The sequence below is a fragment of the Tichowtungia aerotolerans genome (assembly GCF_009905215.1).
Classification (GTDB): Bacteria; Verrucomicrobiota; Kiritimatiellia; order Kiritimatiellales; family Tichowtungiaceae; genus Tichowtungia; species Tichowtungia aerotolerans.
The window spans coordinates 2537821-2551408 of the sequence record NZ_CP047593.1; the positions used below are offsets into that span (position 1 = coordinate 2537821).

A 13588-nucleotide genomic window follows, 5' to 3' on the forward strand; every position below is an offset into this window, starting at 1 on the left:
GTGACTGGATTCGAACCAGCGACTTCTACGTCCCGAAACCATTCATAGCCATTTCCCAATCAATGGCGTGTTGCAGATTGTTTCCCTATCTGCTTAACCATGAGAATAATACACTAATTTCAGGCGCGTGCAAGGAAAAGTAAAATCATCTGAAATAATGCTTATCACGATGGTCGTAAACAGAAGTTTCCACAGAACTTTTCAGGGTGTTTCACGAGGAAATATTGGTAGAGCAATTTCGTCGGTGGAGTTTTTGTGGCGGCCGCGTTTCAGTCGATCTCTAATTTACAAAAGAATATTGACCATTTTTTGTGATAACAAAAATAACAAAAAAGCTTGAGGTTGAGTCGAGAGTGTTTTAATTGTTTGTTCCATAGGGACGGTTGTCTGACAATTATACGGTTTAATATAAGGAGTTTGGATATGATTTATGATAAGTTTGAAAATTTAGCTCAGTATTTTGAAGAAAGACATCCGGTGTATGAAGCGGTGGTTTATGCGCGCGATAAGGCGGGGGAGATGCCGGTTGGGGATCATGACTTGGACGGCGATCGGCTATCGGCACGGGTTCAGGCTTATACGACACAGCCGGCGGAGGTTCGTGAGTTTGAGTGTCATAAAAAATACACCGATGTGCAGGTGATGCTGGAAGGCTGTGAGCGTCAGGATGTGGCTCCATCTCAAGATCTGACCCCGCTGGGCGAGTTCGATGTGGCGAATGATGTGGTAAAGCTGAAAGCTCCGGAGCTTTTTTCGACGATCAATTTGGAGCCGGGCTGGTTTGTGGTTTATTACCCGCAGGATAACCACCGTCCGAACTGCTGTATCGGAGAGCCTTCCAATGTTCGGAAAGTTTGCATGAAGGTGATTGTATGAAGGTGATGATTCGATCTGATGTGGAGGGCGTGACGGGGGTCACGACCTATACTGAGGCGGAGAACTCCGAATTCGGTCGGGCGATGCTGATGAATGATCTGTTGGCGTGTATTGATGGTCTGCTGGCTGGCGGTGCGACTGAGATTGTTGTTTATGATGAGCACACGGATGGCCGCAATGTAGATATGGCGGCATTGCCGAAAGAGGTAAGCGTCATTCGCGGCAAGCCGCATTACACGCCGGAGTGGGGCGGCATTGACGACAGTTATGATGCGATGGTGATTGTTGGGCTTCATGCGAAGTCGGGCACACCGGGCGCGGTGCTGCCCCACAGTTATTCCCGCAAGAATCTGGATATTCGGCTGAACGGCCGGTCGTTTGGTGAGATCGGCGTAGAGGCCGCAGTTGCAGGCGACTTTGGGGTTCCGCTGTGGCTGATTACCGGCGATTCTGCGGGAATGGCGGAGGCAGAGAGCGATATCCCGGGCGTGCGGACCGTTTCAGTGAAAAAGTCGTTTGGTGAGAACGAGGCGCAGTGCTTTTCGGCAGTCAAGACAGCGGAGATGATCCGTACGGCGGCTAAAGAGGCACTGGAAAATCCGCCGGATGTGAAGCCGTTTAAAATTGAGGGGCCGGTGAAGCTGCAGATTGATCTTGCGGACTCGGATTATACGGAAAAGCTGAAAGCCCGTTATGGCTCTGAATTCGATGGCAATACATTCTGTCTTGACGGGCCAACGGTGACGGCTGTTTGGTCGCGTTACCTACACATCCAGGATGAAGTTAAAAAGGCGATGAAATGAAGCTGAATGAATACGTGAAGCTGGGGCTCAACCACCATCTGCTTTTCTACGATGTCATTCAGGAGGACAGCCGGGCGCATTTTGAAACACTTGAGATCGTGGCCAAAGATCCGCGTCTTGAGATTCTGGACATGTGGGTTCCAGAGGATGAGCCGTTCCGTTCAAAGACCATTGACTTGATGAAAAGTTGCGGCAAGGAGCTTTTTTATAATTGCGGCAACCGGGCGGGCAAGCCGTCGCTTGCACCGGGATCGTTTGACGATGAAAAATGGAATTACACACGGGATGTGTATCGTGACGAGCTGGAGCGCGCCAAAGCGATCAGTGCGACTAAGATCATTACCAACAGCGGGCCGAACAATCTGGAGCAGCGCGAAGCGGCTTTCGAGCGGCTGGTTGATTTTTATGTTGAGCTGTGCCGCCAGGTGCCGGATGTGCTGGTGCTGATTGAGCCGACCGATTGGGATGTGTCGAAGAAAAAGCTGATCGGCTCGTCGAAGGAGGCGGTGGACATCTGCCGCCGCGTCCATGATCGGGGTTTCCCGAACATGGCGAGTATGGTCGATATGTGTCACGTTCCGCTGATGCACGAAACACTTGCGCAGGCGCTATCCGACACCGGTGAATATCTGGGTCACATCCATCTGGGGAACTGCATTTTGAAGGATCGCACTCATCCGCTGTTCGGGGACAAGCACGTGCCGCTCGCCATCGAGGAGGGCGAGTACGGGGTCGATGACCTGGCAGAACTGTTTAGGCTGGGAATTAAGTCTGGATATTTTTCCAAAGGGCAGCGCGGATCGGCCAGTATCGAAATGCGCGTGATGGGCGGGGAAGACCCGCTCGATGCATTGGATCGCTACTATTCGATGACCGAAGAGGCCTGGGCCAAAGTCGTGGGGTCTGCCTGATGATTCTCGGCGTTGATATTGGAGGAACCAAGACGGCGGTCGCTCTGGCCGACGGGAAGGGCTCGGTGCTGTCATCGGCGCGTTTCCCGACGGATGTCCAATCGCCGGAAGTCACCCTTTCGCTGGCAGTGGAAAACCTGAACGCGTTGATAAAGGAGGCGGCGATTGCGCCTTCATCCTTTCAGGCGCTTGGCATTTCAGCGATGGGGCCGATGAGCTCCGCGGCTCAGGTGATTCATGAAACCAAAAAACTACCCGGATGGGCTGACTTCCCGGTTGGTCGGTTTTTTAAGGATGCCTTCGGCTGTCCGGTTTTTATGGAAAATGACGCGAATGCGGCTGGGCTGGCGGAATATTTTTTCGGCGCACATAAAGGAAAAGATCTGATTTACCTCACCATGAGCACCGGGATCGGTGCAGGCATCATCTGCAACGGGCTGCTGCTTAGTGGCGCAAACGATCTGGCCGGTGAGGTGGGGCACATGTGCCTGGTTCCGGACGGACGCGCCTGTTTTTGCGGCAAGCAGGGGTGCTGGCAGGCCTATTGCGGCGGACGGCAAATGGAGCTGCATATTCGGGACATGTTGCGCAAGAAAACGGCTGAAACCGCTATTCTGGATGATGTGGGTGGCGATGTGGAGCAGGTGACGATCCAGGGGATCTGTAAGGCCGTTCGTGACGGCGATGCCCTTGCCTGCGAGCAGTGGGAGGAGTTTATCGATCGCTGCGCGCAGGGGGTTGGCATCCTGATGCAGTGTTTCAATCCGTCGGCCATTGTGATGGGAACCATTGCGGTGTATGACGGCGACCTGTTCATTCCTCAAATGAAAGAGCGGCTCACACAGTATGCCTGGCCGCGGACCACTGAAGGCTGTGTAATTGAGCCGACGGTTTTGCGGAACATCGGGGAATTGAGCGGGGTGGCGGTTGCGTTGAACGGGCTGGATTGTTTGGTGAAATGAGATTGAAAAGAATGAAGAGGAGAAATAAATGACTGTGTTAAAAAAGACTGTTTTGGCAGGTGCCATCCTGTTTGGACTGATGGGTACCGCTTATGCATCATCGGCTCCGGATATTGTGGTGCTTTTGTGTGACGATATGAATTCGTTCTACACCAGTTTTGATGGTGATCCGAATGCGGATACTCCCAATCTGGATAAACTGGCGGCGCAGAGCGCGATGTTTACGCGCTGCTATGCGGCCAGCACCGTTTGCATGCCGTCGCGCACCAGCTTGGTAGCCGGGCTTTATCCGCACAGTACCGGAGCCTGGGGCAATGCCAACGAGCAGCTGATCCCGGAGCACCTGACGTCCATGTTTTCCGACTTTAAAAAAGCGGGCTATGCCACGTCAATGATCGGCAAGACGCACTGGATGTCCGGCAACGGGTTCAAAAAGTTTTATGACAGCAAGGCGGACTATTACGAAAGACTGGGAATCGATTATTTTGAAGATGTCGCCACGATGTTCGCCAGTCGCGGCGGTAGCGGGGTGTATCAGGATTTCCTGAAAAAAATCGGCAAGTTCGAGGCCAACTCGAAGGATATGACCGATCGGCTTCGAAGCAATCAGTATCTGGTGCGGCCCTCACTGCTGGAGCCGAATGAAACCTGCGACTGGATGATGACCGATTTTGCCACTGAGTACATTCGCAAGGTTCCAGAAGATAAACCGTTTATGATGATGGTCGGCTATTCTTATCCGCATTCCCCGTACGACCCGCTGGATGAATACGCCGCCCGTTATGAATCCGGCAGTATGGCGCTGCGCGACAACGTGAAACCGTTTAAAAAGTACGGTATGGATTATACGCTTGATACGGTGCGTCAAACCAAAGCGGCGTATCTGGCAAAAATTTCATTCATCGACGATATGGTCGGGCGGGTTATTGATTCGCTCAAAGAGAGCGGCCGCTGGGACAATACGGTTCTGGTGTTTACTGCCGACCACGGCATGGCGATTGGAGAGCACGGTAACATCACCAAAGGAAGGTTTTGGGAAGAGGTAACCCGGGTTCCCATGCTGATTCGAATTCCGGGGCTGACCGACTCAGGCATGAAGTTGCCTGCGCTTTCGCAGCTGATTGACCTTTATCCTACGCTGCTGGATGCCGCCGGCGGCGAACTGTCTCCGCATGTCTCCGGACGTTCGCTGATGCCGGCAATCCGTAATCCGGGTGAGACCGTGCGCGATGCGGTTTTCTGCGAAATTCAGCAGGACGGCATGCTCAACTATATGGTGCGCAACGACCGCTACAAGTGGTACATCGAAAAAGACAAAGAATACCTCTATGACCTCGACAGCGATCGGTTTGAGAAGAACAACCTGATCAAATCCGAAGATCACCATGCCGTGGCGACTGAGCTTCGCGAGCGCCTCCGCCGCTTCCTGATGGAAGAACAGATCAACTATGCCGCCGGATACAAGCCGCTGGTGCAGCGTGAAAAAGAAAAGATGGGAAAGTGAATGATGATGCCCTCCGGCAGAGCGAACGTGGGTGAGTTGAAAATGCGTAAAAAGAAGGCGTATTGAGGGCAGTCTTTGTTTTGTTATTTTTGTAATAAAATAATTGACCGGCATGCGGGAATTCGGTAATAAGGGTGTGCGCTGTAAGGAAATTAATATTGCGGGAATGAGTCCTCAAAAAAAAGGAGATGGGAAGATGAGAAGCAGAGTGAAATGGATGGGTATGCTGATGGTTGTTATTGCGGTCGTGAGCGGTGTGCAGGCGGCAACGGTGGATATGGTGGGAAACGGAACCGACACGAACGGGTTCCATTACTGGAGCGATACAAACAATTGGAATGCTGTCATCACCTCAGCCGATTCTCCGCGCGTTCGGTATGATACGGAGGATCGGGATAAGCTGTATTTGGACGCAAGCCCGACTGTGAACTCGTTTACCGTGTTGGCGGATATACAGGCCCGGATTAAAGGGACGGGAACATTGACCATGTCCGCTTATTTGAATTTAGCATACGCGAATGCCGGGGTTGATTTGATGGATTCGGTGACTCTGGTAATTAACAATCGTATCCGTCTGACAACGGGGACAACGGCGCTGAATTTGTATAACGATTCAGTTTTAGATACGAAAGGCATCTCATTTGATGTTGCCGGATCCAAGTTGCTTGTAACATTGAATGACAATTCCAGTTACATTCAAACTAACATCCAGTTAACCGCAAATATGCATGCGGATTCTCAGTTTGTGCTCAATGACAGCAGCAGTGTGGTTATGGAAACCATGAACGCTGCAGAGCTGTATGACAACTGGTTTACCAACGGGGCGACGTTTTATCTGAATGATACGGCTTCGATCACAATGCAAACCAGCGGCAACAATATCGATGATATTGCCACGTATAATGCGGCCGGGCATCTGGTGATCAACGGATCCACGAATGCCGTGCTCAATGTTGATTACACCTATGACACTGAAACCGGAGTCCTACAGGCAGGATCCGCGTCGGGCTTCGTAACGTGGGCCGCCGGATGGGGCGTCGATATCGGCTCCGAGACCAACGACTACGACGGGGATCTGCTCGATAATCTGGCGGAATATGCCCTGGGGGGCAATCCGACCAACGCCCTGCATCAGGGAGAGGCCTTTACGGTTTCAATTGATGGCGGGACGTTGATCTATGAGTATCCTCAGCGCACAGGCGATCCGGCCCTGAGTTATTATCTCGAAACCACAGACAATCTGGTTTCCGGGGTTTGGACCAATGACGGCTATTCTGTAACGGGCACGAACGTGACCGGAAATGCATTCGATTTTGTCACCAACAATATTCCTGTGGATAACCTGAAGACCTTTATTAAACTGGTTGTTGAGAAAAATTAATGTGCGGGGTTTTCGGGAATAAGCTTTCAAATAAAAAAGGAGACGAGGAGATGAAAAGCAGAATAAAATGGATGGGTATGTTAATGGTTGTTATTGCGACCGTGAGCAGCGCACAGGCGGCGGTAGTAGATCTGGTGGGGAACGGAACCGATATTGGCGGGTTCCACCACTTTAGTGATACCAACAATTGGGCTGGCGGTAATCTCCCGACCTCAACAGATGTACCGAGGTTCCGATACAATGATAATGACCGCAACAAGCTCTATTTGGATGCGAGTCCTTCAGTGGCGACCATTGTTGTGCTGGATGGGATTCAGGCAAATATTGGTGGACCCGGTACGATGACTGCCAGCAGTTATTTGAATATGGCATACACAGATCCGTCACTAGATCTTTGGGATTCGGCGACCGTAAACATCGGAAATCGTATCCGCACGACTACCGGGACAACCGCGATCACATTGCACAATGATTCGACGCTGGAAACACAGAACATCTCTTTTGATGCTGCGGGGGCAAAGCTGCTGGTGACGCTCAACAACAATTCAATGTATAAGCAGCTTGGCGCTCCGCAGCTTGCCGCGAATATGCATGCCGATTCTCAATTTGTGCTTAATGACAGCAGCAGTGTGCTTATGGAGAACATGACCGCATCGGAGTTGTTTGACAGTTGGTTTTCCAATGGAGCTGTCTTTCACTTGAACGATGACGCATCGATCACGCTGCAGACCAGCGGTAACAATATCGATGATATTGCCACGTATCATGCGGCCGGTTATCTGGTGCTCAATGGGAAAACAGATGCCGTTAAGGATGTTGATTACACCTATAATGTGGATACGGGCGTTTTACAGGTCATCCCCGAGCCGGCAACGCTCGGTTTGTTTATGGTCGGCACGGTCGGGGTGCTGGCCGTTCGTCATCGGTTAATGGATCGCAAGTGATCTATCCAGTGTAAAGCAGAGGCTCCGGAGTGACCCTCCGGAGCCTTTTTATAATAAGCAGCTTCTTTGATCATGATAAGAAAGGGCTAATCGATGAAAAAAACAAGATGGTTGGTTGGATTTGTGCTGTTGGTTCTGGGCGGTGTACAGGCGGCTATGCTGGATTTAATCGGGGGCGGAGCCAGCACCAATGGATTTCAGTACTGGAGTGATCCTGCCAACTGGAGCGGCGGAGCTGTGCCGGGAACTGCGGATGCGCCCCGCATTCGGTATGGTATGCAGGATCGGGATAAACTGTATCTGGATGCAAGCCCGACGGTCTCAACGGTTACCGTGCTGGATGATATTCAGGCGCAGTTTAAAGGGACCGGAACACTGACCCTGTTCGACTATTTGAATTTAGCATACGCGAATGCCGGGGTTGATTTGATGGATTCGGTGACCCTGTCGGTTGGGAACCGGATTCGTCTAACGACCGGAACGACGGCCATCAACCTGTATGATGATGCGGTATTGAGCACGAAAGGGGTTTCTTTTGATAAGCCCGGGTCGAAACTGCTTGTGACACTCAACGGGAAGTCGACCTACAGCCAGATTGCTTTGCCGCAAGTAACAGAAAATATGGAGGAGGGCACGCAGATTGTTCTGAACGACAGCAGTACACTGAATGTTGAAACGCTGACGGCTGAAAAGTTTTATGACGGGTGGATCGCCGCCGGCGCCACATTTTATCTTAACGATTCCGCCTCTATTGTATTTCATTCCGCACGGGGAAATTCGTCTTTGATCAAGCTGTATAATGAGGCCGGGTTTTTAGTGATCAACGGGGCCACCAATGCAGTGAAGGGTCTCGATTACACGTATGAAAACGGCGTGTTGCAGGTGAATCAAAAAATAAGAATTAATTCTTCAGAACATGCTGGTTTCGACCTGTAATATCTGTAATATTCAAGCTCATTATAATGAAAATGAGGCGGCAGAACAGATATGAGCAAAAAAAAACCCGATAATCTGATGGCTCTGGAGTCCGCTCCCGAGCGGGCTCGCGAGGCGATTCGCGAAATGATCAACAGCGGGGAAATTGAACCCGGGCAGCGGATCGACCAGCGCGATCTTGCCAAAAAGCTGGAGCTCACCACCGTGCCGATCCGCGAAGCGCTGTGCTGGCTGGAAGCCGAGGGGCTGGTCAAAAGGGTGCCCGGCTGCGGCGTGTTTTGCAAAACTTACACGGTCGATGAAATTCAGGAACTGCTCGAAGTTCGCGGTGCCCTCGAAGCACTGGCCGCCGGACTGGCTGCGGAAAACTGCTCTACCCGTCAGAAAAACGAGTTGCTGGCTCTGGTCGACAGAATGAATGCCGTGCCAAAGGACGATCAGGAAAAATTTCTCAAAATGCACGTTGATTTCCACCGGAGCATCGTTGAAATGTCCGATAACGAATCGCTCATGAATATTTGGGGCTTTACCCACATTACCGAACAGGTTCTCGTTCGTCTCGCCTCCCATCTCTGGCCCAGCCAGCCTCATGACCACACGGATATTGCCAATATTATTGCTGGCGGCGACCGGGCCGAGGCCGAACGGGTGATGCGTGAACACATTATGCCCACGTATGAAGAGCGCCTGCGGCTGCTTCGGGACGAATATGGTACTGAGCCGATTCTGTAGCCAATTTTTCCACTAATTGGAGGAATCAGGTTGACTTCAGGCAGGCAGTGCACTACCTTTTGATTTCTGTAATAACAGAAATAAATAATATGAGTGCTAGATTGATATTTGTTGTTGTCCTGCTGGCTGCGGGGAATTTGATGGCCGGGGATAAACCGCCGTATAAGCTGCTGTTTGGAAACGACACCACGCATATCACCAGCTGTCCCAGCCCGTTTAATCCGCGCCCGGGACCGTTTGTGGAGGAACACATTCGGGCCTGTGTGCAGGAATCGGCGGTCGAGGGGGTCGATGCGCATTTGCTGCAGCCCGGCATGGGCTGGGTGCCGTGGTGGCAGAGCGAAGTCTATCCCATGGCCGACCATGTTCAGTGGCTGGCCGAGCACGGCATCAAACCGCACGCATACGAGCGCTATATCCTCAACGGCGGCGACCTGGTCGCGGCCTATGTGGAAGAGTGCCGTAAACAGAATATTGCGCCGCTGATTTCCTTCCGCCTGAACGATTCCCATTTCCTGTCGCATGCGAAGCAGGACTATCAGGACGAAGCCGCCGTACAGAATGCCCGCGAGGCCGTCTGCCGCTTTTACGGCGAAAACCCGCAGTTCATCATTGGCGACGAGACGCTAGAAAAACATTACAAATATTTGCAGGACTGGGCACACCCCGAAGTGCGCGACTACCGCTTCCGGTTGATCAAAGAGTTATGCGAGAACTATGACATCGAAGGAATCGAACTCGATTTTTTGCGTCACCCCTGCTTTTTTGACCGGCGGAAAACCACGGACGACGAGCGGTCGGATATGATGGCCGGATTTGTCAGACGCATTCGCAACATGATGGATGCCCTCGAAAAGAACGACGGCAAAAAACGCTGGCTGGGCATTCGCGTGACGGCGTATCCGGATCGGTGGGGCGAGATCGGTGTGGATCTTCAGAAGTTAACTGACGCCGGACTCAACTGGGTCAACTGCTCGTCACACTACTTTACAGACCTTGGAATGGAGATTGCCCGCATCCGCGAAATGGCTCCCGGCCATGTTGCGCTCTACTCGGAATTGCATTACGTAACCGCGGTCGGACCCTACCGCGAAGCCGCAGCAACAACGGGAAGAAATTCTGCGGGGTCGGTACGGCGCATGACCGACCCGCTGCAGTTTTACACTGCCGCGAACCTCGCCTATGAGCAGGGGGCGGACGGCGTCAGCCTGTTCAATTTTCATTACTACCGCGGCAGCCGGGGCGTCTACACCCGCGACGGCGGCAAAGAACCTCCCTTCGACATCCTGAAGTATCTGACGAACCGCGACTGGCTTGAAAAACAACCGCAGTGGTACTTCATTGGGGCGACCTTCAATCCGCTGATGTCTAATGAGCCCTTCACAAAAACATACGCAATCGGTAAGCCGGAAACCTTCCGACTGCTGATGACGCCCCCCCAAGGCGGATGGTCCGAAGACGGCCGGTTGCGACTCCTCGCCCGCGACCCGCTGGGAGACTCCTCGTGGTCTGTCGTTTTCAACGGCCACGAACTGAAGCGGACCGACGATGTATCTGAGCCGTATGATGTGCGCTATACGACCGGCATTCTGGAGCCTGAATATTACCGTGCCTTTACCGTGCCGCATAAGCTGCTGCGGGATGGCGAAAACGAAATCGAAGTCATGCTGCTTTCCGGCAAAAAGATGAAGCTTTTCTATTTAGATATTGCAGTTGAATAAAACAGGAGATTCCCCGTGAAAAAGAAAACCATTCTACTGATCCTGCTGGCCATAGGCTGTGTGTGGTTCGCCGCGGCCGAAAAGCGAACGGTTCCGTTCAAAATGCTGTTCAACCACGACGGAACCTATCTGCACACGTGTGTTCATGAGTGGACCGACCAAAAATTGAATGCGGGCGAACAGCTTAAGGCTTCTGTTCGTGAAATCGCAGCCACCGGTGTAGAAGCCGTGGCTCTGAGTGCCGGAAACGGTGAGATCCCATGGTGGCAGAGCAAATTCTATCCGGATCATTGGGAGTGGAACGCACAGTATACCGGACGCAAGCCCGATGCATACGGACGGTATGTCATGGACGGTGGCGATATGGTGCAGGATTTTGTCGATGTCTGCCGGGAGCAGGGCTTGACGGCAATCATGTCGCTGCGACTCAAGGACGAGCACGGCGTCGGAGAAAAGTCGGTTTGGGTCAGTAAATTTTTTATTGAAAATCAGCACCTGCGCATTGATGACCGGCATGCGCCGATCTTTGGGTATCGCGGTCTCGACTGGATGTATCCGCGTGTGGTAGCCCAAAAGCTCAACTATGTGCGCGAGTGGTGCGAAAACTATGATATCGACGGTATAGAGCTCGATTTCATGCGCTTTTTCCCCTTCTTTAATGAAGAGATGACCTCCGATGCCCAGCGCCGCCGGATACTGGATCAGTTTGTCGAAGATGTTCGTAAAATTCTCGATAAAACCGCCCGCGACGGCAAACGTCGCTATCTCGGTGTGCGGGTTCCCAACCGCCTGTCGATGTATAAACGGTTTGGCTTTGACCTTGGCTACTGGGATCAGCAGGGGTGGACCGATTACGCGGTGATTTCTCCGTCGTACTGCTCCCAGGTTGAAAATGAGCTGGCCAAGTTTCGCGCCTGGGCACCGGATACCAGCTTGATTTTTGAGATGACGCACTGCGTCACCCGCAGCACGTCGCTTTCCTGGGGGCGTCCGGGGCTGACCGGCGGCGATGACTATCAGGTTCGCTTCATGACACCTGAACGATTGACGACTATGGCGAATGTTGCCTGGGAGCGCGGCTGTGACGGAGTTAGTTTGTTCAACATCATGTATTGTCGTCCGGGGAAACGTAAATACGGCCAGGTTCACGGCGGCAACTATAATCCGGGCGATCCGGCGATGGATCTGTTCCCGAAGCTGACGGATAAAGAGTGGCTGGCTAAACAGCCGCAGCACTACTGGATTAACTGGTGGTGGAAGAGCGGCTATTTCGGCGACCAGTTTGTACTGCCCGTCACCTTTGTCAATTTGAGTGAGCACACCTTCGACCTCGATATGTCCCCGCCGTCTGTTCCGGTAAAACGCGCGGTGTTGCGAATGCAGATGGTGGAACGAACGCCGAAGCTCGGTTGGGAGGTGTTTGTGAATGACGTCAAGTTGACGCCGATCGATGAGCGCGATGAACTTTTCAGTGATCCGTACGGCGGGTTTACCGGGCACATCGATCAGTACTGCGCATTTGAACTCCCGCCTTCAGCTGTGATTGATGGACAGAATAAGATTCGGGTTCGTCTCGCAGACGGACCGCTCAATGACCAGTTTTCCGCCGATTTAATGCACCTTGAAGTGGCGCTGTACACCGATTAAGCAGTTGAAAGGAATGACGATGAAATGGACTGATGTAGTTTTGAGTGGAATTTTACTGGCTTTGGCAGCGGGATGTTCGACGCCGTCGTCGCCGCAATGGATGGTCTGCGCCAACGACCAGCGCCACACGCAGGTCGATGGCAACAACCGGGTCTATGAAGATGCCAAACCCGGCTCGCTGACCCTCATGGATGTTTCCTCCGGTTTGCCGCGCACCGTTGAAACGCTTGAAAACGTGCCGTGCAGTCTGATCGGCCCGCCGACCTGTGTTGCGGTTGCCCCCAGCCAGAAATTCGCGCTGGTGGCCGCCGCCCAAAAGGTCGATCCGGATAATCCGTCAGAACAGATTCCGGACAACAAGCTTTCGGTTGTCCGGCTCGAAAAAGGAGCGCATGAGGTTTTCCAAACATTGGAACTTGGCGTGCAGACCTCCGGCGTGGAAATCAGCCGCGACGGAACCCGTGCACTGATCACCAACCGTGGGGAGGGCACTATCACCCTGCTGGAACTCAATGATGAGGGCGTTGTGAAAGTGCTCGGCACTTTCAAGGTGTCTGACGAAAAAAGCAACGTGTCGCACGCCGCATTTTCGCCCGACGGTTCGCTGGCCATCGCCACACTGCAAAACCACGATGCCGTCGCGCTGCTCTCTCTCAAAGGCGACCAGATTAACGTTGTCCAGCAGATCGAGGTCGGCGACGGACCGTATTGCGTTGAGTTCCTCGGCAGCGGCGACTTTGCCGTGGTTGCTAATGCGCTCGGTGGAAGTCTAATGCTCGTCGAAGTCAAACCGAAGGGCATCAAGGTAGTGGACACCATCCCGGTCGGGATTGTTCCCGAAGGAATTGATATCAGCCCGGATGGAAAATGGATGGTGGCCAACTGCCTCGAAAACACCTCCCGTAAGCCGACCGTTCCCTCGCGCCGTCAGACCGGCATGCTGGTGCTGATGGAAAAACAGGGGCAGACCTTTGTTACGGTCGACGTTGCCCGGATCGGCCGGATTCCTCAGACTGCGGTCTTCACGCCGGATTCGCGTTTCGTTGCAGTCGGCAGCAATGAGAATCAGGACATCACTTTTTTCAAAATCAAAAACGGCGAACTGAAACCAACGGGGATTCAAGTTCCCTGTTCCGGTGGACCGGCGGCCATGCGAATCGCAAACTAAAGA

General features: G+C 52.7%; 12 protein-coding genes. All 12 read left to right on the forward strand.

What is annotated here, in order from left to right:
* The first annotated feature begins 423 nt into the window (after window positions 1-423).
* The gene (locus GT409_RS10340; RefSeq protein ID WP_160629013.1) at window positions 424-876 is read left to right on the forward strand and encodes a YhcH/YjgK/YiaL family protein; all 453 of its coding nucleotides are present in this window, start codon (window positions 424-426) and stop codon (window positions 874-876) included.
* Window positions 873-1679 carry a M55 family metallopeptidase gene (locus GT409_RS10345; protein WP_160629014.1) on the forward strand — a complete coding sequence of 269 codons (807 nt, stop codon included), beginning with the start codon at window positions 873-875 and terminating at the stop codon, window positions 1677-1679. Before GT409_RS10340 ends, GT409_RS10345 begins: the two co-directional genes overlap by 4 nt.
* A complete protein-coding gene (locus GT409_RS10350) occupies window positions 1676-2590 on the forward strand; it encodes a sugar phosphate isomerase/epimerase family protein (protein WP_160629015.1) in 915 nt (304 codons plus the stop codon). The genes GT409_RS10345 and GT409_RS10350 overlap by 4 nt, the downstream gene beginning before the upstream one ends.
* Window positions 2590-3552, forward strand: a complete 963-nt coding sequence (locus GT409_RS10355) for an ROK family protein (RefSeq protein ID WP_160629016.1) — start codon at window positions 2590-2592, stop codon at window positions 3550-3552. The genes GT409_RS10350 and GT409_RS10355 overlap by 1 nt, the downstream gene beginning before the upstream one ends.
* A gap of 28 nt (window positions 3553-3580) precedes the next feature.
* Window positions 3581-5056 carry a sulfatase family protein gene (locus GT409_RS10360; RefSeq protein WP_160629017.1) on the forward strand — a complete coding sequence of 492 codons (1476 nt, stop codon included), beginning with the start codon at window positions 3581-3583 and terminating at the stop codon, window positions 5054-5056.
* 196 nt (window positions 5057-5252) lie between these two features.
* On the forward strand, window positions 5253-6437 hold the full coding sequence (locus GT409_RS10365) for a hypothetical protein (protein WP_160629018.1): 1185 nt from the start codon (window positions 5253-5255) through the stop codon (window positions 6435-6437).
* 50 nt (window positions 6438-6487) lie between these two features.
* Entirely contained in the window at window positions 6488-7381 is an 894-nt protein-coding gene (locus tag GT409_RS10370; protein ID WP_160629019.1) for a PEP-CTERM sorting domain-containing protein, read from the forward strand.
* Window positions 7382-7474: 93 nt separating this feature from the next.
* Window positions 7475-8317: a hypothetical protein gene (locus GT409_RS10375; protein WP_160629020.1), complete on the forward strand. Its 843-nt coding sequence runs from the start codon at window positions 7475-7477 to the stop codon at window positions 8315-8317.
* A gap of 51 nt (window positions 8318-8368) precedes the next feature.
* Window positions 8369-9049, forward strand: a complete 681-nt coding sequence (locus tag GT409_RS10380) for a GntR family transcriptional regulator (protein WP_160629021.1) — start codon at window positions 8369-8371, stop codon at window positions 9047-9049.
* An 89-nt stretch (window positions 9050-9138) separates the two neighbouring features.
* Complete coding sequence (locus GT409_RS10385) at window positions 9139-10770, forward strand: alpha-amylase family protein (protein ID WP_160629022.1); 1632 nt, start codon at window positions 9139-9141, stop codon at window positions 10768-10770.
* Window positions 10771-10785: 15 nt separating this feature from the next.
* Window positions 10786-12417: a glycoside hydrolase family 10 protein gene (locus tag GT409_RS10390; protein ID WP_160629023.1), complete on the forward strand. Its 1632-nt coding sequence runs from the start codon at window positions 10786-10788 to the stop codon at window positions 12415-12417.
* Between the two features lie 19 nt (window positions 12418-12436).
* The gene (locus tag GT409_RS10395) at window positions 12437-13585 is read left to right on the forward strand and encodes a lactonase family protein (RefSeq protein WP_160629024.1); all 1149 of its coding nucleotides are present in this window, start codon (window positions 12437-12439) and stop codon (window positions 13583-13585) included.
* The last annotated feature ends 3 nt before the right edge of the window (window positions 13586-13588 follow it).

What these genes read in the sequence shown, in the direction of transcription:
- GT409_RS10340 (WP_160629013.1), top strand. Translation starts at nt 424, where the DNA reads ATGATTTATGATAAGTTTGAAAATTTAGCTCAGTATTTTGAAGAAAGA.
- GT409_RS10345 (WP_160629014.1), top strand. Translation starts at nt 873, where the DNA reads ATGAAGGTGATGATTCGATCTGATGTGGAGGGCGTGACGGGGGTCACG.
- GT409_RS10350 (WP_160629015.1), top strand. Translation starts at nt 1,676, where the DNA reads ATGAAGCTGAATGAATACGTGAAGCTGGGGCTCAACCACCATCTGCTT.
- GT409_RS10355 (WP_160629016.1), top strand. Translation starts at nt 2,590, where the DNA reads ATGATTCTCGGCGTTGATATTGGAGGAACCAAGACGGCGGTCGCTCTG.
- GT409_RS10360 (WP_160629017.1), top strand. Translation starts at nt 3,581, where the DNA reads ATGACTGTGTTAAAAAAGACTGTTTTGGCAGGTGCCATCCTGTTTGGA.
- GT409_RS10365 (WP_160629018.1), top strand. Translation starts at nt 5,253, where the DNA reads ATGAGAAGCAGAGTGAAATGGATGGGTATGCTGATGGTTGTTATTGCG.
- GT409_RS10370 (WP_160629019.1), top strand. Translation starts at nt 6,488, where the DNA reads ATGAAAAGCAGAATAAAATGGATGGGTATGTTAATGGTTGTTATTGCG.
- GT409_RS10375 (WP_160629020.1), top strand. Translation starts at nt 7,475, where the DNA reads ATGAAAAAAACAAGATGGTTGGTTGGATTTGTGCTGTTGGTTCTGGGC.
- GT409_RS10380 (WP_160629021.1), top strand. Translation starts at nt 8,369, where the DNA reads ATGAGCAAAAAAAAACCCGATAATCTGATGGCTCTGGAGTCCGCTCCC.
- GT409_RS10385 (WP_160629022.1), top strand. Translation starts at nt 9,139, where the DNA reads ATGAGTGCTAGATTGATATTTGTTGTTGTCCTGCTGGCTGCGGGGAAT.
- GT409_RS10395 (WP_160629024.1), top strand. Translation starts at nt 12,437, where the DNA reads ATGAAATGGACTGATGTAGTTTTGAGTGGAATTTTACTGGCTTTGGCA.